This is a genomic window from Pseudarthrobacter sp. MDT3-1, from assembly GCF_054510755.1.
Genome location: NZ_JBTNDX010000003.1, coordinates 1 through 26364, shown reverse-complemented (window position 1 = coordinate 26364; position 26364 = coordinate 1). Strand labels below are relative to the sequence as shown.

The following is a 26364-nucleotide window of genomic DNA, read 5'->3' as shown; positions in this document are numbered from 1 at the left end:
ACGGAAACCGGACGTGCGCGCGTCGAGCGGGTCTTCAGCGCTTCCCCCATCCCAGCAAAATGTGATAGACGCCACAAGTCTTCGGCATCAAACTAGTTGGATGGAAGATACGGAGAAGCACGACACCATCGCCAAAGTCAGCGACCTCCTCGCCGCACGCTATCCCGACGCACCCCGGCCGCTGGTTGTCCGGGTCGTCACAGAGGAGTACGAAACACTGGATGCCGGCCGGATCCGGACCTACATCCCGACCCTTGTCGAACACGGCGCCAGGAACAAACTCCACCGCCAGTTCTCCCGGCGGAACAGGGAAACCTGACGTCCCGCCGAACCTCGTCCTCAGCTGGACAGGGTCGCGCCATCTCACTCGCAGGTCCCTTGGGGCGTCGATGCCCTCGAAGGAGCCATCACCCAACCTGCCTTGCGTTCCTTGCCCGGTTAGTACCTGATCGCCTCCGCTGACCGGATGATCCCACCGGCCGCGCAACATGCCATGGCGGGACGAGCCGGTTCAACCGTGTCCGAAGTCGCGGCAAGCCACTCGGTTTATATCTCATGGGGGTGGCCAGCCGGGTGGACCCGCGGGCTAACGCTTTCGCCCACCGCGATCGTTAGTACGACTTCCTGATCGTGTCCCAGTGGGAGGTGGCTGTTATGGCGCCATCCCCAACAGTGGCGGTAGCTTTGGATTACTTTTCCTTCGAAGCAGCCGAGCTACCGGAGGTACCGCCGATGGATGGCTTGTCGACGTCAATGGTTCTGATCGCCTTGCTGGCTATCGCGGCGCCCCTTGCGGCCCGTTTCCTTGATCGGGTGGTCAAGGTGCCGATCGTGGTCTTCGAAATTGTCCTCGGAATCATGCTCGGCCCCAGCCTGTTGGGATGGATCCAACCCGCCCAGTTCACGGATACGCTCGCCGATTTCGGGCTGGCCATGCTCTTCTTCGTTGGCAGTTGGGCCCGGCAACAGCTATACCCCTCGGGTTTGTTCTCCTGACCGGCCTGGCGATTTATCTCGCGTCGCGCGCACGGCACTCACTGCTCCATTCCCAGGTCACCAGGACCCTCCACACCAGCGGCCAGTTCGCCCTCCGGTCCATCATCTTTATCCTCACTGTGCTCGTTGTACTCAGCATGGTCCTGGGACTCGACATGCTGTTGGGTGCATTCGCCGCCGGAGTCCTCTGGAAAGTCGCCATCGCGCGCGCTCCCGAGCAAGACCGGAAAGTCATTGAGGGGAAAATCGACGCCATCGCTTTCGGATTCCTGGTGCCGGTCTTCTTCATCGACACAGGCATAGACTTCGACCTACGCGCGCTAACCGCCAGCCCCGCAGCTCTCGCACTGGTCCCCCTGTTCCTGCTCCTCTTGCTCATCATCCGAGGTCTGCCGTCGATACTCGCGGCTCCCCCAAAGTCCAGCCATGCCGACAAGCGGGCCATCATCCTGTTTGGTGCAACAGGATTGCCGATTGTCGTGGGGGTGACAGGCATTGGCCGGGATGAGGGGCTGATCTCAGGCGGAATCGCCTCCGCCCTCGTCGGAGCGGGAATGCTCTCGGTGCTCGTGTTTCCGCCGCTCGCACTCCGCCAGCATCAACGCAGACCATCGGAGACGCCGGCCCGGCACAAGGAAAGCCCCCAGGAGACCGGACGAGGCGGGAATCGCGGCTCAGCGTTCACGCGGCCAGCCGGTGTTGGTCTCCGCCAGGTAGGCGCGGCCGTGCCGCCGTGGGCGGCGTCAGTGCCACAGTGGAAATGCCGGACGACGGCGGCAGCCGCCACCGAGCGGATCTCACCAGAGTTGTCGGCCGAGAGCGCGGGACGAGAACCCGGATGCTGGACGCTAGCCCGTGAACAGGATGATCAGGCCCAGGATCCCCATCAGCAGAGCGGAGCCGCTGGACCAGAAGACGGCAGCCACGTCTGAGTGAAACTGTTCCGCCGCGATGCCCCTGACGCGCGCGGAATAGCGGCCGCGCTGTGTGGCGTAAAAGCTGACCGCGATGGTGCCCGCCACCGCGATGAGAATCAGAATCCAGAAACGGTAGTGAGGCAGCCAGCGCAGGAAAACCAGCGCGGCGGCAAAAAGAGCCATCGCGGTCCGGCCCCAGCAGAGCACCGTGCGCTCGGGTTGGAGCCCGGGGTCCTGGTGCGTGGGAGCAGCTCGAGCTCCCGGCATTAGTTCAGTGCGATCAGGATGATCACCACAGCTGCAGTGACCGGCGCCGGCACTGATCAGCATCCCGATAGCTACCAGGAGTAGTGCCAGCGCTTTGCGCAAGGGTTCGGGGAATGCCTCAATCGCGAAGGCTTCCAGCGCCAGCCCGCCGGCGAGAAAGGCCAGGGCGGTGCGGACCCAAGCCAGGAAGGTTCGCTCGTTGGCCAGGGTGAACCGCGGGTCCGGCTCTACGCCGCCGGGCAGCACTCTTCGGGCCACCAGCCGCGTCCTTGATCCGGCTCGGTCATCGTTCTCCTTACGGTGCGGGGTTTCCCCATTCGTATGCCGCCGGAATAGCTTGGTTCGGTGCCGACATCTGCCGGCCCTGCGCGGACCAGCCTTAGCGAATCCCGCTGTCAACAACCAGCGTGATGTGAACGGGCCTGTCCGAGATGACCACAAGCTCGGTAGCCGTCGAAGCGTAGCCGCCGACGTTGGTCGCCCTGATTACATAACGTCCGTCAGGCAGCGTCAGATGGAAGGCACCGGTGCTATCGGTTTGTGTTGAGCCCCGGACGGCGTCCCCGTCCAAAGCCACAACCGCGGCCCCTGATACTGGGCGCGGTGGACACTCCTGACCAACACGTTCGACGGGACAGACCGGGGCGGTCAGGACCACACCGGCAACGTCCCCGGAATGCCCCGTGACCGGACCGCTTGGACTGGTGCACCCGCACAACCACAGGACGGCGGCCAATAAAACCCAGACGGAACACTTCATCTCACTCACCAACCGCCCCGCGTAGGCGTATGTCCCTTTCGGGCATCGTCGGGCATGGCCATTTCGGCCCGCAGGCCTAGGAGTCGGATCGGACGGCCCGCTTCGATTCCTGCTGCGAGGCCCAAAGCCCTCGCGAGAATTTCCTCCCGGTCGAATGTCTCGGGAATCTTCCTCCCGTGGTTCTTGGTCACGAACGGCGCGTACCGAACCTTCAGAGTCAGCCCAACCACGGGCCGTCCTTCAGCCACAACATCCTCAAGGACACGCGCTGTCAGCTCCCTCACGGCGTCGTCCACCTGGGCGGGCTCGGTCAGGTCCCGCTGGAAGGTGGTCTCCCGGCTATGCCCGCGGGCAACCCACGGCGTATCGTCCACAACGCTGGCGCCGTCCCCGCGTCCGAGCTCCGCGTACCAAGGACCCATCCTGGGGCCAAACTCCGGAACCAGGTTCTGGGGGTCGGACGCGGCGAGCTCGGCCACTGTATTGATGCCGAGCTTGGCCAGCCGGCCCGACACCTTGATTCCGACACCCCACAGGTCCTTGGTGGGCCGACTGCCCATAACGTCGAGCCAGTTCCCGGCAGTGAGGCGGAAAACGCCGGCCGGCTTGCCGAATCCGGTGGCGACCTTGGCTCGGACCAACGTGTCGCCGATGCCCACGCTGCAATGCAGCTGCGTTCGCTCCAGGACAGCCGCCTGCACCTGCCGGGCGTAGGCTTCCGGATTCTCTGTCTCAGTGCCCATAAAGGCTTCATCCCAACCCAGCACCTGCAGGGTGGCGCCGGGCTGCGCGCGCAGCGTAGCCATCACCGTTTCAGACGCCGCGAGGTAAGCCTCCTGATCGACGGGCAGGATCACAGCGTCGGGCACTTTCCGGGCCGCAATGCGTAAGGGCATCCCGGAACCCACACCGAACGCCCTGGCTTCGTAGGATGCGGTCGATACCACCGCTCGTTCCGTGGGGTCCCCCCGACCGCCGACAATTATCGGCTTCCCCGCAAGCTCCGGCCGCCGGAGCACTTCGACCGCCGCGATGAACTGGTCGAGATCGACATGCAGCACCCACCGGATTCCGCTCACGCCACCAGTCTGCCCTAAACATCCCTGGCCAGCATCCGCTCTCCCCCGAGCCTGGCTGCTGAGCCTGCGGCCTCCTGACCTTCATTGAATTCCAGCGCCGCCGAACACCATCACAGGGGCGGAGCGATGCTCTAGTGGTGTGTCTCAGTTTTGCTTGACGGCTTGGAGTGCAACTCGTCCGCGCGCGACTTTTTCGAGAATGGATTCCGCTGTCGCCGTCCACACCAAGGGAACGGAACTATCCCCCCGCTGGCGGAGCACTGTCACGATGTCAGCCGGTCAGCGATGCTACGGCCCAGCCTGGACAGATCTGCCACCATCACCACATTGCCCGGCTGCAGGTAGTCAAGACATTCCGTCCAGCGTCCCGTCGCTTGGGTATTGGTCCTTCTAATTTCAGCTTCACCACTTTGTCGAAACCCAACAAAATCTCGCTTGTAACTGGGAACTAGCGTTTGTTCCGAGGCAATATCCGCAGCTATGCACCCCCAAAGGACTATCGATGACGATGCAGCCAGAGCTCCAGGCCAACCCCGGCCCAATCCTCGAGACCGCCCGGAACCAGGTTCTGGAGCAGGGCATCGGCCTCTCCGAAAGCCAGCTTCTGGAAATCCTCAGGCTACCGGACCGGGATCTGCCCGCCGCCCTGCAGCTGGCCCACGAGGTCCGGCTGCGGCACTGCGGTGAGGACGTGGAGGTGGAAGGCATCATCTCGATCAAGACGGGCGGTTGCCCCGAGGACTGCCACTTCTGCAGCCAGTCCGGCCTCTTCGACTCCCCCGTCCGTGGCGTCTGGCTCGACATTCCCGAACTCGTCAAGGCCGCGAAGGAAACCGCTGCAACGGGAGCCACCGAGTTCTGCATCGTCGCCGCCGTCCGCGGCCCCGACATCAAGCTGATGAACCAGATCAAGTTCGCGATCGACCGGATCAACGAAGCCGTGGACATCAACATTGCCTGCTCCCTGGGTATGCTCACCCAGCGCCAGGTGGACCAGCTCGCCAGCTGGGGCGTCCACCGCTACAACCACAACCTCGAAACTGCCCGCAGCTACTTCCCGGAGGTCGTCACCACCCACAGCTACGAGGAGCGCCTGGACACCTGCAACATGGTTAAAGACGCCGGCATGGAACTGTGCTGCGGCGCCCTGATCGGCATGGGCGAGAGCCTGGAGCAGCGCGCGGAACTCGCCGCCCAGCTCGCGGCCCTCGAACCCCACGAAGTCCCGCTGAACTTCCTCAACCCCCGCCCTGGAACCCCGCTGGAAAACCAGGGCATCATGGACGGCAAGGACGCCCTCCGCGCGATCGCCGCGTTCCGCCTTGCGATGCCCCGCACCGTGCTGCGCTACGCCGGCGGACGGGAGCTGACCCTCGGCGACCTCGGAACCAAGGCAGGCCTCATGGGCGGCATCAACGCCGTCATCGTCGGCAACTACTTGACCACCCTGGGCCGCCCGGCAGACGCCGACCTGAACCTGCTCGTCGAGCTGAACATGCCCATCAAGGAACTCCAGAAGACACTATGATCCCCCACCGCTCCCCAGGCTCGACAGGCTCAACCACCGGCGATGCAGCAACCGCAACCACGGCTGAGTTCTGCGGGCACTGCGGTGAACCGTCCGACGTCGGCGCCGGCCCGGCGTCGGACGTTCACCACCGTTGCGGCGAACGGCTCGCAATGGAGCCGCCGCGGTACTGCGCCGCCTGCCGGCGCCGCATGAAAGTCCAGGTGACTCCGTTGGGCTGGACCGCCGAATGCTCCCGCCATGGAATGCTCGCACCATGAGTGGCGAGACACCGCCGGGCCTGATCCAGCGGGACCGCGCCAGGCTTTGGCACCCCTACGCGCCGGCGTCCCCGGATCTTCCGCTGTGGGAGGTCGAGGCGGCCGACGGCGTGCGGCTGCGGCTTCGGGCCGAGGACGGCGCACGCCACGAGGTGGTTGATGCGATGTCCTCGTGGTGGTCGGTGATCCACGGCTACCGCAACCCTGTGCTGGACGCCGCCGCGCGGCGGCAGCTGGAGAGTTTCAGCCATGTGATGTTCGGCGGACTCACGCACGCCCCGGCGGTGGAACTGGCCGAGCAGCTGGTGGACATGGCCCCGTCCGCGCCCGGCCGGCCGGGCTTGGAGCGGGTATTCCTTGCGGACTCGGGTTCGGTCGCAGTGGAGGTTGCACTGAAGCTGGCGGTGCAGTTCCAGACCGCGTCCGGGCACCCGCTGAGGCAGCGGTTCCTGAGCATCCACGGCGGGTACCACGGCGATACGTTCGCGGCGATGGGTGTCTGTGATCCCGTGGACGGGATGCACTCCGCGTTCCCGGGCCTGCTGGCCGGCAACGTGTTCGCGCCCCGTCCCCCGGCAGCCGCCTCCGCGACCCCGGAAACCGTGCGTGCGTGGGCGTCCGAACTCGGGGACATCGCGGCGGCGCATTCCGGGGAGCTGGCCGCGATCATCGTCGAACCGGTCCTGCAGGGTGCCGGCGGCATGCACGCGTACCCGGCCGAATGCCTGACAGTACTGCGGCACGTGGCGGACCGGCATGGCCTGCTGCTCATCTTCGATGAGATCGCCACCGGTTTTGGCCGCACCGGCGAGCTGTTCGCGGCCGATCATGCCGGCGTCGTGCCGGACATCATGTGCGTGGGCAAGGCACTGACCGGCGGCTACCTGACCCTCGCCGCCATGGTCTGCACCGCGGAGATTGCGTCGACTGTGTCCCGCGGCCAGGCCGGTGCGCTGCTGCACGGCCCCACCTTCATGGGCAACCCGCTGGCATGTGCGGTTGCCAACGCCAGCCTCGGCATCATCGGCGACGGCGGCTGGCGGGCCGACGTCGCCCGGATCGGCGCCGGCCTCGAAACAGGGCTCGCTCCCGCCCTGGACCTTGAGGCGGTCCGGGATGTCCGCACCATCGGCGCCGTCGGAGTCATCGAGCTGCACGACGCCGTCGACGTAGCCGCGGTCACCGCCGCGGCCATCCGGCACGGGGTCTGGGTCCGGCCGTTCCGGAACCTCGTCTACACCATGCCCCCGTACATCAGCACCGCAGCGGACATTGAACAGATCACGGCGGGCATGACGGCCGCCGTCGCCGAAGTACACGGACGCGTCGTACATGAGCGCGTCCCGGCACGGGCGGGAGGTGCGGCATGAGCCGCTCCATGATCCAGTGGCTCGAGCGGCAGGCCGCGGTCCGGGACCGCCGGGGCCTGGTCCGCCGCCCGCTCCCCCGTGCCGCGGACGAACAGTTCATCGACCTGGCCAGCAACGACTATCTGGGCCTCGCGGCGGACCCTCGGGTTGCCGAGGCCGCTGCGGCGGCCGCGTCGCTGTGGGGCGCGGGCGCCACGTCCTCGCGCCTGGTGGGCGGAACCACCCGGCTGCATCTGGACCTCGAGGAGGAACTGGCCCTGCTGGCGGGGATGGAAATGGCGTTGGTGTTCTCCTCCGGCTACCTGGCAAACATCGGTGTGATCACGGCGCTCGGTGGCCCCGGAACCCTGATCATTGCGGACGAACACTGCCACGCCTCCATGATCGACGGTTTCCGGCTCAGCCGCTCCCGCACCGAATCGTTCACCCACAACAGCGTGGAGGACGCCGGCCGCCTGCTTGCCGGCCGGTCGGAGCCGCGGGCGCTGATCGCCGTCGAATCCCTCTACAGCGTCCTCGGCGACGAAGCCCCGCTCGCTGCCCTGCTGGCCCTGGCCGAGGACCACGACGCCGTGCTGCTCATCGATGAGGCCCACAGCCTCGGAGTCATCGGCACCGGTGACTTCCAGGGCCGCGGCGCGGTGGCCGGAACCTTCCTTGCCGGGCACCCGAATGTGGTCGTGACCGCGACGCTGTCCAAGGCCCTGGGCAGCCAGGGCGGAGCGGTCCTGGGATCCGCCCTGCTGCGGGAACACCTGCTCAACCGGGCACGCAGCTTCATCTTCGACACCGGGCTGGCGCCGGCCTCCGCCGCCGCAGCCCTCGCGGCGGTGCGGATCATCCGGGATGAGCCCTGGCGGGCGGAATCCGTGCGAAGCAACGCTGCAGCCCTGGCCGCCGGGCTTGGCCCTGCCCTTGCAGCCCGCGGCGCCGTCGTCGAGCAGACAGCGGCCGACCGGGCCGCCGTCGAGCAAACGGCGGGGGCCGTCCAGTCCATCGCCATGCCGTCCGCCGCATCAGCCCTGGCAGCTGCCGAGGCGGCGCGGACTGCCGGTGTCCGGATCGGATGCTTCCGCCCACCGTCCGTTCCGGACGGAATCTCCCGGCTGCGGCTCACCGCCCGTGCCACCCTGACGCACGAGGAAATCGAAGACAGCTGCGCAGTGCTGCGCAGCATTTTGGAGGAACTTCCATGAACCTGCCCGGCATCATCCTCGTAACCGGAACGGACACCGGCGTCGGCAAGACCATCACGACGGCGGCCCTGGCCGCCGTCCTCCACGGAACGGGGCGCAGCGTCGCGGTTTACAAACCGTGCCAGTCAGGAGCAGCCGACGGCGATTCCGACGCTGCCGAGATTGTCCGGCTCGCCGGCGCCGTGACAGCAGAAACCGGAGTTGTCCTGCAGGAGCCGCTGGCGCCCGTCGCCGCTGCCGCCGTCGACGGAACGCCGCTCCCAACGCTGGCTGCGCACGCCAAGAAGGTCCGCGAGCTCGCCGCGTCCCACGATCACGTCCTGGTGGAGGGCGCAGGCGGCCTGCTGGTGGAGTTGGATTCCGACGGCGGCACCCTGGCGGAGCTTGGATCCCTCCTGGCGGCCGCATTTGTGCTGGTCGCCCGGCCGGGGCTCGGTACCCTGAACCACACCGCCCTGACCCTCGAAGCGCTGGACGCGCGGGACCTGCAGGTCCTTGGGGTGGTGCTCGGAAGCTGGCCCGGAAAACCCGACTTCGTACACCACAGCAACCGGCAGGTGCTCGATTCGTTGCGGGCGCCCTTGCTCGGCGCCCTTCCCGAGCAGGCCTCGGAACTGCCCCCGGCTGCTTTCCGCGCCGGTGCGGCTGCATGGCTGAACGGCCTGCCCGCATGAATCCGGCGATGATGACCGCCAGAACCGAGAAGCCGCGGGTGGGAGGTCCGGGACAGACGGAGACCATGCGTCAGACGGAAGGCTCCGACGGGGCCCGCTGCCCGTACCTCGTGGTGCGCGACCCGGACGCGGTCCGCGAAGTGCTGCACCGGCCTGCCGACTTCAGCCCCGCGAATGCCCTGGTCGCCGTGACGCCACTGGAAGGGCCCGCCCTGCGCGTGCTGCAGCGCGTCCGCTTTGCGTTGCCTCCCGTGCTGGCCAGCAACGACACGGACACACACGCCGGGATCCGCAAGGTCGTGGCGGGCTTTTTCACCCCTGCCACGGTCGCCGCCATGGAGCCGCGGATCCGGGAGCTGGCCCAGGAAGCGGCACGAAACGCCGCGGACCAGCTCGGCTTCTCCGGAAGCGTGGACCTCGTGCAGGCGGTGGCTGCTTTTCCCCCGGCAGTCGTCATGCTCGAACTCCTCGGGCTGCCCGTTCGGGATCTTGCGGACCTCAAGCGGTGGGGCCGTGAGTCCATGGAGCTGTTCTGGGGCTGGCCGGACCAAGACCGGCAACTCGAACTGGCCCACAGCGCCGCAGATTTCTACGTCTGGCTGCGGAAGCTCGTCGCGGAATCCAGGGCGGCCCCCGGACGGAACCTGTTCAAATCCTTGGCAGAGCACGGCCTGTCGACGACTGAAATCTGCTCGCTGGGCTACTTCCTGCTGATCGCCGGACAGGAAACAACCACCCAACTGATCAGCACCACGCTGTTCCGGCTCCTGGAAGGGTCCGCGCCCGTGGGCTGGAAGGACGCGGCATCCGACGCCGGTTCCAGGGCCATGGTCCGGCACGTGCTGGCCACCGAATCATCCGTCCCCACGTGGCGCCGGGTGGCAGCCCACGATACGAACCTCGGTGACGCCCGAATTCCTTCAGGCACCGAAATCCTCCTCGAACTCAGCGGCAACCAAATCACGTCACCGGCCGCACTCGCGAGCCAGTCCATGCCTGCGGAGACGGCCCACCGCGGTCAATCCACCAGCCATGGCATTGTTTTTGGCTCCGGCATCCACCGCTGCCTCGGCGCCAAGCTCGCCGAACTGGAGGCCGCCCTAGTTGTCCAGGAGACTGCCACTGCACTGACGGACGTGCAGCTGCAGGACCACCAGCCTGATTGGATCAGACTCCTGTCCTTCCAAGCACCCCGGACCGTCACGGTGGCGAACGGTCCACGTAGCTTTGGCGTCATTCGTAAGATATTCCTGCCCCGTGCTGCTTCTAGACGGCGCTGTTGATGCCACGGGTGATGCTGGTTTCCCGGCGGAAGGAGTCCCTCGAGTCCGTAGAGTCCAGGAGTGTGGTCTACGCGTCGGTCCGGTGGAACAGGCGGAGGTGACTTCCGTCGGTTATTAGGGTATGCGGTTGGCGGCCACCCGACGTTGTCCAGGGCGAGGGCCCGGGACAATTCAGGTGGTCGGGCGACGCTCTTGGCTGGTGCCTCATCTGCCCATTCCATAGAGCATGCGCACGTCAAGTTTTTGAGACAGTTTCGTCGTTGTATTTCGGTTACGCGGCCAAGGATTCCTGATCGAGGTGCGAGAAATTCTCGGCGACTGCGTTATCCCAGCATTACCCGGCTAGTAGCCCGGGATGCAGTGGATTGGCCGGTAACGATACAGCTGTTTCCGGAGGTCAGTTTCCGGAGTTGCAGAGCGTGGCGATCTCGTCGGGGAGACATGTCAGGCAGCTGAACGTACCCTCAGGCATTCCGTCTTCCAGGGCCCCATCCCTCGCGCAGATGCCGCTATGGCGGCCTCAACCGGCACGGTTCGCGGCCGCGGCGACGCGAGCTTCAGCGACAGCGGTGCTCAAATCATGGCGGTGGGCGTTAACGGAGAGCACGAGAGCCCACGCCGTGCGTTGTTGCCGTCGATCAGCGGGTGGAACCGCGCCACCGGCGCTGGCTTCACCGCCAGGTGCGGTTGCCTTCCACACCTATGACCGTTGCTTTACTTTCGCTGCTAACTGACAGGCGCCACGACGTCCTCAAGCATCGACCTGTCGAAAAAACGGACCTCGCCAGTTGCCTCGAAGAACACCGGAACCACTGATGTGTTCGGGTCCTTGGACGTTTCGTAGATGTCAGGTCCGCTTCCATGCTTCCGGGCGATTGTTCCAACCAGCCCGGTACCGCGAACGCGGACGGTTCGATATTTGTAGCTCATGTTGACCCCTTCGTCGACTAGGGCAACCCTACTCCTGAGACGTATTCGCAGGACCCATAGGAGCAGTCGAGGCACAGGAATCGCCAAATTCAGGGCCTACTTCGTACCAGAGCTCCTGTTCGCGCTCACTGTTGGCGGAATCCACCTGAGCGCGTTCGATCCTGATCTGGATTTTCATCCAGCTGGTGTTCGTGCCCTTCAGCATTCTCCAAGCCGTCTACTTTGCCGCCGGGGATGGCTGAACTTGGCTTCCTCCTACTGCGGCTGGGTCGCAGTGCCCCGCGGCAGGTCGAAATTCTCTGAGAATGCCGGCTCAGGGCCGGACGACACATACAAAGGGCTGCTGCTGCGCCATACTGACGGCATGAACGCTGCGACGAGAAAGCCCGAGCGGATTCTCCTCGCAATCCTTTCCGCAATTGCGCTGTTTGGTGATCGTGGCACTGGCAGTCGTTTTTACACGCGGCGAGCCAGAGGCACTGGACGGGTCGACACCCCAGGGAGTGGTCCAGCGTTACAGCACCGCGGTCATCGGCGGCGATACGGCCACAGCCAATTCCTACCTCACGGAAGCGGCCAGTTCCTCGTGCGGCGGCTTCCGTGAAAGCGGCCCGCTGCCCACCCGGGTGGTTTTGATCTCTGCCACAGAGCGGGACAACTCGGCTCTCGTGAAGGTCTCCGTCGTCAGTTCAGGTTCGGGCGGCCCGTTCGGACCGTCCGAGTACGAGATGGAGGATCGTTTCTCCCTGGTCAAGACAGATGGCAAATGGCTGATCGACCAGGCACCGTACCAGCTCCTGTCGTGCACCGGAACGTCCGTGAAGCCATGAATTCGGACGTGCCGACGACAATTTCAGCGGCAGGTTCCGCCCAACTCACCCTCCGCCGCCTGATCGTCTACGTACTGCTGTTCGCCTTGGTGCTGATCGCGGCGGTAGGGCTCAGTGGCCTCTTGGAGCGCCTGTTCAGCACGGGCGCGGTGCTGGCGTCAACCGATGTGGCCGGTGTGGCGCGTTCCCTTGCGTTCACGCTGATCGGAGGACCGCTCGCCGCGCTTCTGTGGTGGGTTGTCTGGAAAAGGCTCGACGACGGCGCGGAGCGCAGCTCAGTGGGGTGGGGCATCTACTTGTCTGCCATCTACGCGGTCTCACTGATCGCATCTGTGACGGCCTTCCTCGGGATGGCGGCGTCGTTCATCGGCCGGGCGGAACCTCAGTGGTATTCGCCCTTGTCGGATGGGCTTGTCTGGGCCGGCATCTTCGTCTGGCACCGCTGGATGTGGCGGCACCCCGTCAAACATCCAGTCCACCTTGAGGATGTCCCGGCGGTCATCGGTTTGGTTTTCGGCCTGGCGGTGGGCGCGGTTGCCGCCATCACGGCGTTGGGCGGCCTGCTTGACGTCGCGATCCGGGGGTACATCAGCCTCACCCCGGGCGGGGACGCGTGGTGGCAGTCGGCGCTCCGGGCGATGGTTTGGGCCATTGGCGGAAGTATGGTGTGGCGGTGGCACTGGCTTCGGGGCGGCGCGCGAAAACTGGACACCACTCTGGTGGATGTGGCGTTGATTGGTGTGGGGATCTTCGCGGCGGGCATCACAGCACTCGGTGGCGCCGGCGTCGTGGTTTTTGTGCTCCTCAGAACGGCATTCGATCGGGGTGAGCCTATGAACGAACTGCTGGCCCCGCTGGGTCCAGCCATCGCCGCCGCTGCCGTCGGTGCTTTGGTGTGGCGCTATCACCGCGTCAGCGGGGCTCATCGGTCTGTTGCCACCCGGCGTGCGAGTCGGCTGGTGACATCGGGGGTTGCCTTGGCAGCGGCTGCGTCCGGCGTCGGCGTAGTCATCAATGCTTCGCTTGCCATGGCCGTTTCACCCCTCGCGGGCAGCGGCACACGAACCCTCCTGCTGGGAGGTATCAGTTCCCTCGTTGTGGGCGGTCCTGTCTGGTGGCGGGCGTGGAGGCCTACGAGGCAACCGCGAACCGCGGACACTATTCCGCCAGGCAGGCGTGTTTACCTCGTAGCGTTCTTCGGCATCAGCGCGGTGGTCGCGCTGATCGCCCTCCTCGTCGTTGGCTACCGGCTCTTCGAGTTTCTGCTGGGTGAGGTAACCGGAGGCAGCCTCCTGGACCGTGTCCGCGCGCCGCTCGGTCTCCTGGTTGCGGCCGGATTCGTAGCCGCTTACCACTTTGCCCTGTGGCGCCGCGAGCACGTGCTCCTGGCAGCCGCCTCGCCGGCCTCGGCGCGAACCATTGATCACGTCACCATGGTGACGGCCGCCGATCCAGCGCCGCTGTCCAAAGCCATCACCACCGCGACAGGCGCCCAAGTCACTGTCTGGAAAAGAGCCGACGCCGGCGGCACAACGCTACCTGCCGGCGTCGTCTTCGCCTCGGAACCTGAGCTGGTTAGACGGGTGGTCGCTGCGCTTGCCGGTGTCGCCGCCGAGCGCGTCCTGCTGGTGATCGGGCCTGCGGACGGTCAAGTAGCTCGGATAGAGGTTATTCCCTTGGAAACCGCAAGGTCGTCGCGATTAGTTCCGTAACCCCCGTGCCTGGCCCTTGTCCCGCTGCAGATCCACAGCGGATTCTTGTCCTTTTGAATGGATTGACCCCGGAACCGCAAACAAAAATTGTGTGGCCGGTTGCATGATGCTCAAGACGTTCAGGCTGCTCTTAGTGTTTGCGCTACTGCTTGTCGGCTGCGCTGCAGCCCTCGGGCTCCCGCCGACCAACGTCGTTGTTGAGGACCGGGCAGGAGTTCTTGACCGCAACACCCTCGTCCCGGCCATCACTGCGATCGAGTTCCATGAGCCCACCAAGGTGGCTGTGTATACCTACAACGGGAGCGCCGCGGACAACCTGAACGAGGAGGTTCTCAGGTTCGCCTGCGCGGAACACCCGGACTGGATCAGTCCCGACGGGCAGAAGTGGGCCAACGGGCTCTTCATCTTTGCGCTCGATCCTGTCGGCCGGCATGTGAGCACCTATATGGGCGAGGACCGCAAGGTCTCGCTGGAATAAAGGGATGACATCCAAAATGCCGCAAAGGACCTCCTGCGGGACGCCCAATGGACGGACGGAACCATCGCCGGAGTCCGGCGCGGTGCCGAACTGATCAACCAGCCCTGGTACCGGTCCACGGCATTCCAGGTCGCTGCGTGGGTGACCGGCGCCTTGGCCGCCCTGGGCATTGCGGCATGGCTAACGGTGGGTGCGGTGACAAGGGCGGGCAGCCGGAAGGACTTGGCGCGCGGAGACCGGAGCTATGCCAGTGTGAGCACGGACCTGGATGTCACGGAACTGAATGCCCGCACCATCCCCCAGTCCTCTTCCTATGGCAGCAGTGTTGTGGAAAAGCACCGCAATTTCCTCAACCGGTACAACGCCACCACCGGGCTCTCGAACCGGGTCCATGCCCTGACACCGAAGGCGTTGGGCCGCCGGTCGAACCTCAAGCTGGTGCGGGAGTACGCAGATGCGGCGGCGGAACTGGACGCCCTGGACGACGTCATTGCCGACAGCAACGCGTTGCTCAACAAGCTCACTGCCTGGCCCACAGCTTGGGACCGGCAGCTGGCGCCCTTCCGCAGCGATCTGGCGGGCGTGGAGCAACTGCTCAGCAAACGTCACGGGCAACGTGACTCCGCCACCGCCGCGGCCCTCAGGTCCTTCCGTGACGCGAGCCTGCCCGAGATCGAGCGCTGGACCGCAGAACTCGCGGACGGCACGATCACACCGGAAACTGCCTTGGACGGGTTGCGCGACGCCAGGAGCCATCTTTCAGTTCTCCTGAAGAACCACGCAGAAACCGTGATCGAGGGTCTTACCAAGACCGACCGCGAAGCAAAGCTCATGCGCACGGAGATGGAGAACGCGCAGGAAGGCACGGACCGCCACCGTAAGCAGACTTACGAACCCAGCATCCTCGGCCCCGTCTACCCGTCCTACTATTTCTTCTCTGTTCCTGCCTCCAACTCCGGCCTGAACACCGGCGTGGGCAGCGTCAGCTCTGCCAGGGGCGCCGGCGGAACCACGGGCTATGGCAGCAGCGGCGGAAGCTTCTCCGGTTCAGGCAGTTCCTCAAGTTTGTAGCTCCAGTCGTGGCCCACTATGAATGACTACGAAAACGAAATCAGCCCACAGCGGTAGAAGGAGGAGCCCAGGGTGATGTCATGCCCGACTCATCCGGTCTCTGGATAGCAGCTCAAGGCTCTTGCTCCCGCGAATTTGTCGATAAGGCGAGTGGTTACACGGTTTGGACGGACCCGTGGACACTGCTTTAGCCCATGCGGCTACTTCGGTGATTGGACCTAAATAGCATCGGATTCCCGGACAGACCCGAGAAACATCCGTAGGCAGTTCCGTTCGCCTGCGGGTGCGCATATGCTCGGCACACAGCTACCGCTAATGGGAGCTGCAGACTAGGAACAACCAGGGGATTCACCTTCGAAGGAGAATGATCATGGATGCGGAAGCCAAGGTTCTTGTCGGTGTGGACGGTTCGGAATCGTCCATCCAGGCCCTCCGTCTGGGGGCACAGCTGGCTCCGGCCCTGAACGCCACCATTGTCGCTATTGCCTGTTGGGATTTTCCGGAGATTTACGCCGGATATGTTCCGCCCGATTTCGCCCGGTTTGAAGCGGCTGCGGCGAAGACTCTTGCGGACGCCTTGGAAAAGGCGTTCGGTGAGGAGACTCCGGAAAGACTGACCTCGCAACTGGTCCGCGGACCGGCTGCGGCGAAGCTCGTGGAAGTGGCGGCCGGCGCTTCATTGCTGGTGGTTGGACGCCGGGGCCATGGGGGCTTCCTTGGCATGCACCTCGGCTCCGTGAGCACTGCGTGTGTTGCCCACGCGGACTGCCCCGTCTTGGTGCTGCATACCGAAAGCAGCCACCGCTCCCATCATCTATGGAAGGGCTCCAAGGCGAAAGGGCAGACCCCTGGAAAAGCCGGGATTCCGCCTCTCAAGCCGTAAGACACGGCTTCTCACAGGAACCGGGTCCCTCTCATTTCGCCGCTCCGTCCGCTCGGTTGCCGGATTGGTCGAACTCGTGGCCTTCGATTTCGTGGCGGATTTCGGCGGCGATGGGGTCCAGTTTCCGGTTGGAGTAGCTGACATACCAGCCGGTGATGGCGAACGTGGAGACGAACTGCAGCAGGCCCAGGATCAGGCCGATGTTGATGTTGCCCCACACTTTGGTGGACATAAACTCGACGGCGTAGTCAGCCAGCAGGACGTATGCGAAATACCAGAGCAGGAATGCAATGGCCATGGGAAAGACAAAGCTACGGTGACGTTTGCGCAGTTCCTGGAACCGCTCTGTCGACTGGACCTGTTCGAAGTCCACGGACGCCGCTGCGTCCGGAGTTTCGGCTTCGTTACCCATCGTTCCTCCTCATTGAGACTTACAGTCCACACCGGCTGAACAGACGTCCGGCCAATGTGACTGCTCTCACTGTTGCGCGTGGCGGCCGCCGTTCCCATTGTCTCGCATAGCCCCGATTTAGTCTCGCCCTACTGCGACATCAGCCGAATTGAGGCGCACAGAAAAGGGAACTATCTCGGAGATCATCGCGCCAACCCAGCCGTTCCAAAGCCACAATCACCTTCTTTGAAACTGAGTATCAGTTGACTTGACACTCAGTTTCACTGTAGAACGGTGACATGGTTCCTGACAATGTCGTAGAAACTGCCTCACTCACGGGCGCTGCCGTCGACGCCGGCAAGTCGCCCGGAAAATCGGCGCAGGCGTATGCCGCGGCCCTACTGGACACTCAACGGCAGCGGCCGGCGGGCGCACCCAGCGCCGATCCGCGCCCCGTCCGAAGCGTTGGCGTAATCGGGGCCGGGCTCATGGCGAGCCAGCTTGCCCTTGTTTTTGCCAAACAGCTCGGCGTTCCGGTCCTGATCACGGATCTTTCCCAGGCAAAGGTGGATGGCGCGCTTGGCTGGATCGCCGGGCACTTGGAGAAGCTGGTGAGCCGGGGGCAACTCAGCGAAACGGCGGCCCGCGACTTGGGAAGTCTTGTCCGCGGCACCGTGGATAAGCGCGAGTACCGGGACTGCGATGTGGTCATCGAGGCGGTGTTCGAGGAGTTGGCCGTCAAACGCGCCGTCTTCGCGGAGATCGAGCCCCTGCTGCGCACTGATGCGCTGCTCCTGACGAATACGTCGTCCCTTTCCGTGACGGCGATGGGTCACGGCCTGGCCCATCCGGAACGCCTGGTGGGACTGCATTTCTTCAATCCGGTGGCTGTGCTGCCGCTCGTGGAAATCATCAGCACTGAAAGCAACGACGACGTCAGCGTCGCCACCGCTTGTTCGCTTGCCCGGCTTCTGGGCAAGACTGCGGTCCTGGTAACGGACACGCCGGGCTTTGTCGTGAACCGGATCCTGACCCGGCTGTTCTGCGAACTGCTGCAGGTCATTGATGACGGGACGGATATCGAGCTGGCGGACCATGCCCTGGACCCGCACGGGCTACCCATGACCCCGCTGACGCTGCTGGGTTTCATCGGACCCGCGGTCCAGTTGCACATCTGCGAGACCATGCACGCCGCCTACCCTGACCGGTTTTATGTCAGTACCAGCCTGGCAGCCATTGCGGATGCCCGGCTGCGCGGCTACCTCGCTAAGTCCGGCACGGTGCTTCCCGAGGCGGCCGCCTTGCTGCCGTCTGCCGATGCCGGAGATTCGGTGCCGGCACCTGACGCGGAGGCCATCAGGGCAGGGATACTTGACGCCCTGGCCGAGGAGGTGGGCCTGATGCTCGCCGAAAAGGTGGTGGCCGGTCCGGCGGAAGTGGATTTGTGCATGCTGCTGGGCGCCAACTTCTCCCAGCGTCTGGGGGGCCTCACCCCGCTGCTAGACCAAAGCGGCGCCTCCCGGCGTGTGTGGGGTAGGGATTTCCACCCCGGGTCCGGCTTCGCCTGATAGCCAGGGCCGCGCGGCCCGCCTCAAACAAGCGCCGCCACCTCCGCGCCATTTCTCAATTCCTCCCCAAAAAAGGATGTAAGCCCATGCCCGACTATGACGTCGCTGAACCGCTGGACACGGACTACTACTCCGTCTTCGCCAACATTTCCGCACCCGACCGCGAAGCGTGGAGGCGTGCCCGGGATTTCACCGCGGAGGCCATACCGCAGATGAACGACTACTGGGAACGGGCCGAGTTCCCCGCCCATCTGGCCAAGCGGATGGGCACCATGAACCTCCTGGCCGATGGCATTGACGTACAGGGCCTGGAGCCCATGTCCGCGCTGGCCGCCGGCCTGGTCAACATGGAGGTCTCCCGCGGGGACGGTTCCCTGGGCACTGTCATCGCAGTCCAGGGCGGCCTGGTACTGCGGACGATTGCCCTTTTTGGCTCCGACACCCAGCGCCGGACCTGGCTCGGTCCGCTGGCCCGCGGCGAAAAGCTCGGCGCCTTCGCCCTGACGGAACCGGACCACGGCTCCGATTCCGTGGCACTGGAAACCACCGCCTCGCTCGACGCGGAGGACTACGTCCTCAATGGCGAGAAGAAGTGGATCGGCAACGGCTCCGTAGGCGATGTCACGGTGGTATGGGCACGCGATGACGACGGCGATGTCCGTGGTTTCCTGGTGGAACAGGACCGGGAGGGTTACGAGGCCGAAACCATCACCGGAAAGGCCTCGCTGCGCGCAATCCACCAGGCCCGGATCAAGCTGAACAACGTCCGCATTCCAAAGGCCAATCTTCTCCCCGGCGCCCGCACTTTCAAGGACACGTCCGAAATCCTTGTTGCCACGCGTTTGGGGGTCGCCTGGTCCGCTCTCGGCCACGCCACCGCCGTCTACGAAGCCGCGTTGAACTATGCCACGCAGCGGACACAGTTCGGCAAGCCGCTGGCAAAGTTCCAACTTGTCCAGGAGCGACTGGCGTACATGCTCTCGGAGCTGACCAGCATGCAGCTGCACTGTTTCCACCTCGCGGGACTTGATGCGGCCGGCGAGATGCGCCCCACCCAGGCCTCGATGGCGAAGTACCACAACACCCGCAAGGCCCGCGAGCTGGCGTCCATTGCCCGCGACATGTTGGGCGGCAACGGCATCCTGCTGGAAAACCACGTGATCCGGCACCTTCTCGACATCGAATCCATACATACGTACGAAGGAACGCAAAGCATTCAGACCCTATTGATCGGCCGCGATGTCACCGGACAAAGCGCCTTCGCCTAAGGATTCGCCATGACCACAGTTGAACTTCCCAATGAAACCCCGCTGAGCCCCCTGCGGTTCCTGCAGCGCTCCGCCGAGGTGTTCGGACAGAAGACGGCGATCATCCACGGTGACCGCTCCTATACGTACCGGGACTTCGCCGCCGAAGCCCAGGGGCTGGCCAAAGCGATCAAGAGCAGGATCCAGCCCGGAGACCGGGTAACCTTCCTGTGTCCTAATGTGCCGGAACTGCTGATTGCCCATTACGCCGTCCCCCTGGCTGGCGGCGTCCTGGTGGCCCTGAACTCGCGGATGTCCGCCAGGGAACTCCAATACATCCTGGAGCATTCCGAAGCCAGGCTGCTGTTTGCCGATTCGGAACTGCTGGCCACCGTGGCGGGAATGGACCTGGGCCTGACACAGCTGGCTGAGGTGATCGAAGTGCCTGACAGCACCATCCCGTATCCGGACGTCCCGGCAGGCATCGGCACGACGCAGTACGCAGACTTCCTCGCCGCGTCCGGACACCAGGACGCAGATCTTCCGTGGAGCGTAGAGGACGAACGCGCCCCGATCACGCTCAACTACACCTCCGGCACCACGGGCAAGCCCAAGGGAGTGCTGTATTCGCATCGCGGTGCCTACCTGAACTCGCTCGGGGAAACCTTCCACAATCACTTCACCGGCGACACGCGCTACCTCTGGACCCTTCCGATGTTCCACTGCAACGGTTGGTGCACCACTTGGGCCGTGACGGCGGCCGCAGGCGTCCACATCTGCCTGCGGGCAGTGCGCGCCGACGCCGTCTGGGACGCCATCGACACTCTCGGAGTCACCAACCTCTGTGGCGCCCCCACGGTGTGCAGCATTATTTCCGGCGCACCCCAGGCCCACGAGCTCAAGGTGCCGCTGCGGATCACGACGGCGGGGGCGCCGCCGTCGCCCGCGATCATCGCGTCACTGGAGTCAATCGGGATCAGCGTGGTCCACGTTTACGGGTTGACCGAGGTGTACGGCCCGTACACGATCTGTGAGCATCAAACCGAGTGGGATGATCTTTCCGCCCAGGACAGGGCCGTCAAGATCTCCCGCCAGGGGGTGGGGATGCTGCAGGCCGAGACGGCGCGCATCGTGGATCTGGACATGCTCGATGTCCCGGCCGACGGCGCAACGCTGGGCGAAATCGTGCTGCGGGGTAACAACGTGATGCTCGGTTACTTCAAGGATCCCGAGGCCACGGCCGACGCCTTCCGCGGCGGCTGGTTCCATACCGGCGACCTCGGCGTGATGCATCCCGACGGCTACATCCAGCTCAAGGACCGGGCCAAGGACATCATCATCTCCGGCGGAGAAAACATCTCCACAATTGAGGTGGAGCAAGCCATTATGAGCCACCCGGCGGTGCTGAACGTGGCCGTGATCGGCGTCGCGCACGAGAAATGGGGCGAACGCCCGGTGGCCTTTGTCATCCGCAGCAGCTCCAGCTCGGTCACGGCCGAGGAGATCCGCTCGCACGTCAAGGGCCTGCTCTCAGGATTCAAGGTTCCGGACAGGATCCTTTTCCCCGAAGAGCTCCCTCACAACTCCACCGGAAAAGTCCTGAAGTCGCGGCTACGTGCCCTGGACCTCAGCGCCCCCGCCCCCAGCAAGGAACCCACTAAATGAGTAGCCAGGACATAGTTGTTGTGGGCGCGGCCCGCACCCCTCAAGGAAAGCTGATGGGCCAGCTGGCTTCACAAAGCGCTGTGCAGCTGGGCGCCGCGGCCATCGCCGCGGCCCTGGAGCGCTCCGGGATCGGACCGGCGTCCGTCGACGCGGTCATCGTGGGCCAGGTCCTGACGGCCGGCGCGGGCCAGAACCCCGCGCGGCAAAGCGCCGTCGCGGCAGGAATACCGCTCAGTGCCCCCGCCGTCACGGTGAACAAGGTCTGCCTCTCCGGGCTGAGTGCCATCATCGAGGGCGTCCGGTTGCTCAAACTGGGCGAGGCGAATGTGGTGGTCGCCGGCGGCCAGGAATCCATGAGTCAGGCGCCGCACCTGCTCACCGGCTCGCGCGCCGGTTACCTCTACGGCGGCATCACGGCCGTGGACTCGGCCAGCCATGATGGGCTCACGGATGCCTTTGACCAGGAGCTCATGGGCATTGCCACGGACCGCGCCAACGCGGACCTTCAGCTCTCCCGCGAGGTGCAGGACACTATCGCGGCGCTGTCCCACCAGCGGGCAGCCGCGGCCCGGGCCGAGGGAAGATTCAGCGCCGAAATCGTCCCTGTTTCGGTGCCGCAGAAGCGCGGCGCGCCCGTACTGGTAGGCGATGACGAGGGCGTCCGCCCGCAATCCACGCAGGAGGTGCTGGCCGGGCTAAAGCCGGCCTTCACCGCGGAGGGAACAGTCACCGCCGGAAATGCTTCACCGCTGAGCGACGGCGCCGCCGCCGTCGTGCTGGTGACCCGCGAGTACGCCGATGCCCACGGGCTCGAGGTGCTGGCCGTCGTCGGGCCCGCCGGGCAGATCGCCGGGCCCGACACAACACTGCCGGACAAGCCGGCACAGGCAATCACCGCGGCCCTCGCGCGCGCCGGCTGGACGGCCGGGGATCTTGACTTTGTGGAGATCAACGAGGCCTTCGCCTCGGTGGTGGCCCACTCCGCAGCAGCCCTGGGCGTCGGTTTGGACAAGGTGAACATCAACGGCGGAGCCATCGCCATCGGACATCCGATCGGCGCCTCCGGAGCGCGGCTGGTGGTCTCGGCCGTCCATGAACTAATGCGGCGCGGGAGCGGCAAATCCGCCGTCGCGCTTTGTGGCGGCGGCGGACAGGGTGACGCGCTGCTACTGTACCGGGATGGCATCAGTGGCTAATTTCCGTTCCGGCGTGGCCGAGGCCGCGCTGGATCTGTTCACCGACAATGGCTACGACCCGACCAGCGTGGACGATATTGCCCTCGCTGCCGGAATCTCCCGCAGCACCTTCTTCCGTCAGTTCCGCGCTAAGGAAGACGTGATCTTTGCGGACCACGAAGCCCTGCTCGCCGAGCTGACGGTTTACCTGGCAGCCAGCCATCCCGATCCGTGGGAGGCTGTGTGCCAGGCCGCAGAGCTGGTCTTCGTGAAATTTTCCGAACGCCGAAAGCTGTCCCAAAAGCGCTACCACGTGGTGCAGGCGGTGCCCGCGCTGCGGGACCGGGAAACGATCATGGTCTCCCGCTATGAACGTCTTTTCTCGGACTACCTTCGCCAGGCACTGCCGGGCATATCAACTCTTGACGCAATCCGGTTCGCCGCTGCTGTCACCTCAACCCATAACTACGTGCTGCGCGAAATGATGCTGGACTCCTCCCGCGGTTCCCTCCAGAACCTGGAACACGAGCTGTTGGCGGTGCGCCGTATTTTCGGGGTACTGCCGCAGGGCGACCCCGCATCCGTCCCGGCCGGGGACGACCTGGTTGTGGCTGTTTTTCCCCGCTCGACACCCACTGCTGAGCTGGCGCGGCGCATCCAGGACAAGATCGACGGCCGCTCCGTCTAGCCTGCTCCATCCGGCTGCTCAGTCCACCTGCTCCATCTAACCGGGGAAGGGCCCTATGACAGGGAGTGACAACGACGTCTACCGTCCGAGCGACCGCGACCTGCTGAAGCGGGCGATCCGGGAAACCGCAGCCCGGACAGGCTCAGCGGTGTTCTTCGCAGGCCTCGTCAACCGCACCGAGCTCACCATCACCGAGTTCTTCGGCACCACGACGCACGGTCTGAAGAACCTCAGCGTGCAGCCCGGGGAGGGGGTGGGCGGGCGGGCCCTCTCCCAGGCGCGCACGGTCGGGGTGGCCGATTACTTTGACTCGGACAGCATCACCCATCATCATGACGCCGCCGTACGCATCGAGGGGCTGCGGACTATGATGGCGCTCCCCATCCTCGTAGACGGCCGTGCCCGGTGTGTCCTCTACGCGGCAACGCGGGAGCGGACATCGATCGGCGAGTCCGTGGTGACCGAACTCAGCACCGGCGCCTCGAGGATCTCGCGGGAACTGGCCATTCGGGACGAGGTGGACCACCGAGTCTCGATTCTCCGGGTCGTCCAAAGCCTGGCCGCGGAGCCACCGGACCGGAACCTCATCGAGACCGTCCGGCTCGCGCATGCCGAGCTCCTCTCGGTGGCCAGCACCACGACTGATCCCGAACTCGCCCAGCGCATCATCGCCGTGACCGCACGGCTCGAGGGCTCCGACGCGGCGCCGGCCGGCGTCCCGCACCTCACCCGGCGGGAGACGGATGTGCTCGCCCAAGTGGCGCTCGGCTGTTCCTATGCCGAAACCGGCAAACGGCTCTCACTCAAGGCAGTGACCGTGAAGAGCTACATGCAGACGATCATGGCGAAACTGGACGCGCACAGCCGTGCGGAGGCCGTAGTGGCCGCACGCCGGCTCCGCCTTTTGCCCTGACCGGTGGCGCGAAAACACCTCCATCGGGAGGTGTTGGCGAACGCACGGCGCTGGCACGATGACATCTTCGCGTCGAAACAAACCTCGTTTCGACGACCGATGTCAAAGGAGATATCGCATGCTCGAAAGCCTCGCACCGGTTGCGAACCGGTCCGGTCCGCGCCGCACCTCGATGGCCAGGGTCGCCGTCGCCAGCTCGATGGGCAGCATCATCGAGTTCTACGACTTCCTCATCTACGGTACGGCTGCGGCCCTCGTCTTCCCCCAGGTCTTCTTCCCGGCGCTCGGCCCGGCCGCCGGCACTCTCGCCTCATTCGGAACCTTTGCCGTGGCCTTCGTCTCGCGCCCCCTTGGTGCCGTCCTGTTCGGCCACTTCGGTGACAGGCTGGGGCGCAAGAAAACGCTCGTCAGCACACTGCTCATCATGGGCATCGCGACCGTCACCATCGGGCTGCTGCCCGACGCCAGCGTAATCGGGATCGCCGCGCCGATCATCCTCGTTGTTCTCCGCTTTCTTCAGGGATTCGCTGTCGGCGGCGAATGGGCCGGCGCGGCACTGATGGCCGCCGAGTACGCCCCGCCCAAACACCGGGGCCTCTTCGCAGCCTTCCCCCAGCTGGGCCCGTCGATTGGCTTCGCCCTCGCGAGTGCAACCTTCCTCATCATCAATCTGTCACTCGGCGACAAGTCGGAGGCATTCCTCACGTACGGCTGGCGCATTCCTTTCATCGGAAGTGCAGTGCTCGTTATGATCGGTCTCTACATCCGCCTCAAGATCGAAGAGACTCCGGTCTTCAAGGAGGCCAGCAACTCGAGCGCCGTCCCGGCCGGGCCCCGCAAGCTACCCGTGTGGGAGTCGGTGCGAAACCAGCCACGCCAGATCCTCCTGGGCGGCGCCTCCACCATGATGCTCTTCGCTTTCTTCTACATCGGCACAGCCTTTCTCAGCAGCTATGGCACAAGTGCCGAGGGCCTTGGCCACAGCCGACCCACCATCCTCTCGCTGGGAATCGTCGGCGCGATGTTCTTCGCAGCAGGAACTATTGGCAGCGCAGTGCTCTCCGACCGGATCGGCCGCCGAGCCGTGATCGTTGGCTCGTGCGTCGTGGCGATCCCCTGGTCGCTCCTGCTTTTCCCGATTCTCGACATCGGCACCACCTGGTCGTTTGCAGTCGGGCTGTCCGGCACGCTGCTGATCGTCGCCGGAATCTACGGTCCGGTGGGCGCCTTCCTGCCGGAGCTCTTCGCCACCCGTTACCGCTACACAGGTGCCGGAATGGCCTACAACCTCGGAGCGCTCGTCGGCGGCGGCATCACGCCGCTGGTGGCCGCATCGCTCGGCGCCAGCCTGGGGAGTCCCGCCATCGGGCTGCTTCTGGCCGGCGTGAGCCTGGTGAGCCTCTTCGCCACTTTCGGCCTCCCGGAAACCCGTGGCATCGACCTCGCAACCTCCGGAACCACCGCCGCAAAGTGACCGTAGCGGGCGCCCTTTTCACCAGATTTGTCGGCATGGACGAGCTCGATTTCCTGCTCCCGGGCCTAGTTCCTGAGGTGCTTCGCTCCGCCGTGGGGATGGAAAATTTGGCCGGGTCACCTCTGATCCGGTGGATCTCTGGTGCTTGCAGAGGCTGTGGGGACACACTTGATGTGTGTGTTTCGGTGGACCCCGATTCCCCTATGGTGCCGGTGAGCCTGTGGACTAGTTTGGTGGTGGAGGGCACAGTTTTGTTGTCCGCGGGACCGTGGATTGTTGCCTTTGAGCACGAATGTCAGATTTGTCGTTTTATCCGCCCTCCCCGGAACGCATGCACCTTGATTCCTGCCGGAATGACTGGGAAGGGTGATCCGGGATGGAAGTGATCCACCCGCGGTGCGCGGGTATTGATATTTCGAAGAAGGACGCGAAGGTCTGCGTCCGTGTCCAGGGCCGCGGAGCGAAGGCAACTGCCTCTACGGTCACCACTTGGGGTGCGATGACCGGCCAGATTCTGAACCTGAAGGAACACCTGCTCAAGGAGCGGGTGAGCCTGGTGGTGATGGAAGCGACCGGTGATTACTGGCGTCCCTTCTACTACCTGCTCGAGGACGAGGGCCTGAATGTCGTTCTGGTCAACGCCCGTGATGCCAGGAACGTCCCGGGCCGCAAAACCGATGTCTCCGACGCTGCCTGGCTGGCCGATCTGGGCGCCCACGGGCTGGTCCGTGCCTCGTTTGTGCCCCCGCCGCCGATCCGTGAACTGCGTGACCTGACCCGGGCCAGGACCATCATCACCCGGGAACGGACCCGGGAGATCCAGCGGCTGGAGAAGCTCCTCGAGGACGCCTGCATCAAGCATCCCTCCATGCCTCATTTCACGGCTCCGCATGGTGCAAGGAGGATACGCTCAGAATCATCCGATCGAGTCGGTAACCAAGAACGGCGCCCGGCACCCGTTTGTGCGGGTTCCGGGCGCCGTGCTTTGTCTTGAGGCTGCCTGCTGCTT

Annotated in this window: 24 protein-coding genes and 3 pseudogenes; 21 read left to right on the top strand and 6 right to left on the bottom strand. The window is 64.9% G+C overall.

Annotated features, from left to right (window positions below):
• Window positions 1-100 precede the first annotated feature (100 nt).
• The 3 genes from ACX80X_RS02770 to ACX80X_RS02760 all read left to right on the top strand — a co-directional run bounded on the left by ACX80X_RS02770 (window position 101) and on the right by ACX80X_RS02760 (window position 1928).
• Window positions 101-319, top strand: a complete 219-nt coding sequence (locus ACX80X_RS02770; protein ID WP_252598706.1) for a three-helix bundle dimerization domain-containing protein — start codon at window positions 101-103, stop codon at window positions 317-319.
• A gap of 335 nt (window positions 320-654) precedes the next feature.
• Complete coding sequence (locus tag ACX80X_RS02765) at window positions 655-996, top strand: cation:proton antiporter domain-containing protein (RefSeq protein WP_252613727.1); 342 nt, start codon at window positions 655-657, stop codon at window positions 994-996.
• Complete coding sequence (locus ACX80X_RS02760) at window positions 954-1928, top strand: cation:proton antiporter (protein WP_459311150.1); 975 nt, start codon at window positions 954-956, stop codon at window positions 1926-1928. Before ACX80X_RS02765 ends, ACX80X_RS02760 begins: the two co-directional genes overlap by 43 nt.
• On the opposite strand, the gene ACX80X_RS02755 is transcribed toward ACX80X_RS02760, so the two are convergent.
• From ACX80X_RS02755 to ACX80X_RS02740, 4 genes and pseudogenes are all read right to left on the bottom strand, one after another.
• On the bottom strand, window positions 1845-2243 hold the full coding sequence (locus ACX80X_RS02755) for a DUF202 domain-containing protein (protein ID WP_374209900.1): 399 nt from the start codon (window positions 2241-2243) through the stop codon (window positions 1845-1847). The two genes, ACX80X_RS02760 and ACX80X_RS02755, sit on opposite strands and share 84 nt — an antisense overlap.
• Window positions 2223-2441: pseudogene (locus ACX80X_RS02750) on the bottom strand (YidH family protein); the annotation flags it as partial. The pseudogene ACX80X_RS02750 and the gene ACX80X_RS02755, both read right to left, overlap by 21 nt.
• A 118-nt stretch (window positions 2442-2559) precedes the next feature.
• A complete protein-coding gene (locus ACX80X_RS02745; protein ID WP_459308802.1) occupies window positions 2560-2940 on the bottom strand; it encodes a carboxypeptidase-like regulatory domain-containing protein in 381 nt (126 codons plus the stop codon).
• Between the two features lie 5 nt (window positions 2941-2945).
• Window positions 2946-4019 carry a DNA polymerase IV gene (locus tag ACX80X_RS02740; RefSeq protein WP_445260444.1) on the bottom strand — a complete coding sequence of 358 codons (1074 nt, stop codon included), beginning with the start codon at window positions 4017-4019 and terminating at the stop codon, window positions 2946-2948.
• A 502-nt stretch (window positions 4020-4521) separates the two neighbouring features.
• Between ACX80X_RS02740 and bioB the strand changes: the two genes are divergently transcribed.
• The 6 genes from bioB (at window position 4522) to ACX80X_RS02710 (ending at window position 10330) form a co-directional block, all read left to right on the top strand.
• A complete protein-coding gene (bioB, locus tag ACX80X_RS02735) occupies window positions 4522-5547 on the top strand; it encodes a biotin synthase BioB (protein ID WP_252598705.1) in 1026 nt (341 codons plus the stop codon).
• The gene (gene bsaP, locus ACX80X_RS02730; RefSeq protein ID WP_445260443.1) at window positions 5544-5807 is read left to right on the top strand and encodes a biotin synthase auxiliary protein BsaP; all 264 of its coding nucleotides are present in this window, start codon (window positions 5544-5546) and stop codon (window positions 5805-5807) included. The genes bioB and bsaP overlap by 4 nt, the downstream gene beginning before the upstream one ends.
• Window positions 5804-7177, top strand: coding sequence for an adenosylmethionine--8-amino-7-oxononanoate transaminase (locus tag ACX80X_RS02725; protein WP_252611985.1), 1374 nt, complete (start codon window positions 5804-5806; stop codon window positions 7175-7177). The genes bsaP and ACX80X_RS02725 overlap by 4 nt, the downstream gene beginning before the upstream one ends.
• An 8-nt stretch (window positions 7178-7185) precedes the next feature.
• The gene (locus tag ACX80X_RS02720) at window positions 7186-8373 is read left to right on the top strand and encodes an aminotransferase class I/II-fold pyridoxal phosphate-dependent enzyme (protein WP_374209899.1); all 1188 of its coding nucleotides are present in this window, start codon (window positions 7186-7188) and stop codon (window positions 8371-8373) included.
• Window positions 8370-9047: a dethiobiotin synthase gene (gene bioD / locus ACX80X_RS02715; RefSeq protein WP_252598702.1), complete on the top strand. Its 678-nt coding sequence runs from the start codon at window positions 8370-8372 to the stop codon at window positions 9045-9047. The genes ACX80X_RS02720 and bioD overlap by 4 nt, the downstream gene beginning before the upstream one ends.
• Window positions 9048-9112: 65 nt before the next feature.
• Entirely contained in the window at window positions 9113-10330 is a 1218-nt protein-coding gene (locus ACX80X_RS02710; RefSeq protein WP_252598701.1) for a cytochrome P450, read from the top strand.
• A gap of 726 nt (window positions 10331-11056) precedes the next feature.
• Here the strand turns inward: ACX80X_RS02710 and ACX80X_RS02705 are convergent.
• On the bottom strand, window positions 11057-11260 hold the full coding sequence (locus ACX80X_RS02705; protein ID WP_104061341.1) for a hypothetical protein: 204 nt from the start codon (window positions 11258-11260) through the stop codon (window positions 11057-11059).
• 437 nt (window positions 11261-11697) lie between these two features.
• Here ACX80X_RS02705 and ACX80X_RS02700 point away from each other — a divergent pair, with 437 nt between their 5' ends.
• The 4 genes and pseudogenes from ACX80X_RS02700 to ACX80X_RS02685 all read left to right on the top strand — a co-directional run bounded on the left by ACX80X_RS02700 (window position 11698) and on the right by ACX80X_RS02685 (window position 16234).
• Window positions 11698-12090: a hypothetical protein gene (locus tag ACX80X_RS02700; protein ID WP_308216154.1), complete on the top strand. Its 393-nt coding sequence runs from the start codon at window positions 11698-11700 to the stop codon at window positions 12088-12090.
• Between the two features lie 8 nt (window positions 12091-12098).
• Entirely contained in the window at window positions 12099-13802 is a 1704-nt protein-coding gene (locus ACX80X_RS02695) for a DUF5671 domain-containing protein (RefSeq protein WP_252598700.1), read from the top strand.
• A gap of 103 nt (window positions 13803-13905) precedes the next feature.
• Window positions 13906-15351 (top strand): annotated as a pseudogene (locus ACX80X_RS02690) (DUF5129 domain-containing protein).
• A gap of 370 nt (window positions 15352-15721) precedes the next feature.
• Window positions 15722-16234 carry a universal stress protein gene (locus tag ACX80X_RS02685; protein ID WP_252598699.1) on the top strand — a complete coding sequence of 171 codons (513 nt, stop codon included), beginning with the start codon at window positions 15722-15724 and terminating at the stop codon, window positions 16232-16234.
• Window positions 16235-16265: 31 nt separating this feature from the next.
• On the opposite strand, the gene ACX80X_RS02680 is transcribed toward ACX80X_RS02685, so the two are convergent.
• Window positions 16266-16646: a DUF485 domain-containing protein gene (locus ACX80X_RS02680; RefSeq protein ID WP_459311148.1), complete on the bottom strand. Its 381-nt coding sequence runs from the start codon at window positions 16644-16646 to the stop codon at window positions 16266-16268.
• A gap of 278 nt (window positions 16647-16924) precedes the next feature.
• Here ACX80X_RS02680 and ACX80X_RS02675 point away from each other — a divergent pair, with 278 nt between their 5' ends.
• The 8 genes and pseudogenes from ACX80X_RS02675 to ACX80X_RS02640 form a co-directional block, all read left to right on the top strand.
• A complete protein-coding gene (locus ACX80X_RS02675) occupies window positions 16925-18193 on the top strand; it encodes a 3-hydroxyacyl-CoA dehydrogenase family protein (RefSeq protein ID WP_459311146.1) in 1269 nt (422 codons plus the stop codon).
• Between the two features lie 86 nt (window positions 18194-18279).
• On the top strand, window positions 18280-19461 hold the full coding sequence (locus tag ACX80X_RS02670) for an acyl-CoA dehydrogenase family protein (RefSeq protein ID WP_252598696.1): 1182 nt from the start codon (window positions 18280-18282) through the stop codon (window positions 19459-19461).
• A gap of 9 nt (window positions 19462-19470) precedes the next feature.
• Window positions 19471-21105, top strand: coding sequence for an AMP-binding protein (locus tag ACX80X_RS02665; protein WP_459311144.1), 1635 nt, complete (start codon window positions 19471-19473; stop codon window positions 21103-21105).
• On the top strand, window positions 21102-22301 hold the full coding sequence (locus ACX80X_RS02660; protein WP_252611979.1) for an acetyl-CoA C-acyltransferase: 1200 nt from the start codon (window positions 21102-21104) through the stop codon (window positions 22299-22301). The genes ACX80X_RS02665 and ACX80X_RS02660 overlap by 4 nt, the downstream gene beginning before the upstream one ends.
• Window positions 22285-22968, top strand: coding sequence for a TetR/AcrR family transcriptional regulator (locus ACX80X_RS02655; protein ID WP_459311142.1), 684 nt, complete (start codon window positions 22285-22287; stop codon window positions 22966-22968). Before ACX80X_RS02660 ends, ACX80X_RS02655 begins: the two co-directional genes overlap by 17 nt.
• Before the next feature lie 55 nt (window positions 22969-23023).
• Window positions 23024-23881, top strand: a complete 858-nt coding sequence (locus tag ACX80X_RS02650; RefSeq protein WP_459311140.1) for a LuxR C-terminal-related transcriptional regulator — start codon at window positions 23024-23026, stop codon at window positions 23879-23881.
• Between the two features lie 118 nt (window positions 23882-23999).
• Window positions 24000-25355: an MFS transporter gene (locus ACX80X_RS02645; RefSeq protein ID WP_252611973.1), complete on the top strand. Its 1356-nt coding sequence runs from the start codon at window positions 24000-24002 to the stop codon at window positions 25353-25355.
• Between the two features lie 376 nt (window positions 25356-25731).
• Window positions 25732-26226, top strand: a pseudogene (locus ACX80X_RS02640) (IS110 family transposase); the annotation flags it as partial.
• Window positions 26227-26364: the final 138 nt, after the last annotated feature.

What these genes read in the sequence shown, in the direction of transcription:
- ACX80X_RS02745 (WP_459308802.1), bottom strand. Translation starts at nt 2,940, where the DNA reads ATGAAGTGTTCCGTCTGGGTTTTATTGGCCGCCGTCCTGTGGTTGTGC.
- ACX80X_RS02665 (WP_459311144.1), top strand. Translation starts at nt 19,471, where the DNA reads ATGACCACAGTTGAACTTCCCAATGAAACCCCGCTGAGCCCCCTGCGG.
- ACX80X_RS02705 (WP_104061341.1), bottom strand. Translation starts at nt 11,260, where the DNA reads ATGAGCTACAAATATCGAACCGTCCGCGTTCGCGGTACCGGGCTGGTT.
- ACX80X_RS02645 (WP_252611973.1), top strand. Translation starts at nt 24,000, where the DNA reads ATGCTCGAAAGCCTCGCACCGGTTGCGAACCGGTCCGGTCCGCGCCGC.
- ACX80X_RS02650 (WP_459311140.1), top strand. Translation starts at nt 23,024, where the DNA reads ATGACAGGGAGTGACAACGACGTCTACCGTCCGAGCGACCGCGACCTG.
- ACX80X_RS02675 (WP_459311146.1), top strand. Translation starts at nt 16,925, where the DNA reads ATGGTTCCTGACAATGTCGTAGAAACTGCCTCACTCACGGGCGCTGCC.
- ACX80X_RS02685 (WP_252598699.1), top strand. Translation starts at nt 15,722, where the DNA reads ATGGATGCGGAAGCCAAGGTTCTTGTCGGTGTGGACGGTTCGGAATCG.
- ACX80X_RS02660 (WP_252611979.1), top strand. Translation starts at nt 21,102, where the DNA reads ATGAGTAGCCAGGACATAGTTGTTGTGGGCGCGGCCCGCACCCCTCAA.
- ACX80X_RS02670 (WP_252598696.1), top strand. Translation starts at nt 18,280, where the DNA reads ATGCCCGACTATGACGTCGCTGAACCGCTGGACACGGACTACTACTCC.
- ACX80X_RS02720 (WP_374209899.1), top strand. Translation starts at nt 7,186, where the DNA reads ATGATCCAGTGGCTCGAGCGGCAGGCCGCGGTCCGGGACCGCCGGGGC.
- ACX80X_RS02755 (WP_374209900.1), bottom strand. Translation starts at nt 2,243, where the DNA reads ATGCTGATCAGTGCCGGCGCCGGTCACTGCAGCTGTGGTGATCATCCT.
- bioD (WP_252598702.1), top strand. Translation starts at nt 8,370, where the DNA reads ATGAACCTGCCCGGCATCATCCTCGTAACCGGAACGGACACCGGCGTC.
- ACX80X_RS02655 (WP_459311142.1), top strand. Translation starts at nt 22,285, where the DNA reads ATGGCATCAGTGGCTAATTTCCGTTCCGGCGTGGCCGAGGCCGCGCTG.
- ACX80X_RS02725 (WP_252611985.1), top strand. Translation starts at nt 5,804, where the DNA reads ATGAGTGGCGAGACACCGCCGGGCCTGATCCAGCGGGACCGCGCCAGG.
- bioB (WP_252598705.1), top strand. Translation starts at nt 4,522, where the DNA reads ATGACGATGCAGCCAGAGCTCCAGGCCAACCCCGGCCCAATCCTCGAG.
- ACX80X_RS02710 (WP_252598701.1), top strand. Translation starts at nt 9,113, where the DNA reads ATGCGTCAGACGGAAGGCTCCGACGGGGCCCGCTGCCCGTACCTCGTG.
- ACX80X_RS02680 (WP_459311148.1), bottom strand. Translation starts at nt 16,646, where the DNA reads ATGGGTAACGAAGCCGAAACTCCGGACGCAGCGGCGTCCGTGGACTTC.
- ACX80X_RS02765 (WP_252613727.1), top strand. Translation starts at nt 655, where the DNA reads ATGGCGCCATCCCCAACAGTGGCGGTAGCTTTGGATTACTTTTCCTTC.
- bsaP (WP_445260443.1), top strand. Translation starts at nt 5,544, where the DNA reads ATGATCCCCCACCGCTCCCCAGGCTCGACAGGCTCAACCACCGGCGAT.
- ACX80X_RS02770 (WP_252598706.1), top strand. Translation starts at nt 101, where the DNA reads ATGGAAGATACGGAGAAGCACGACACCATCGCCAAAGTCAGCGACCTC.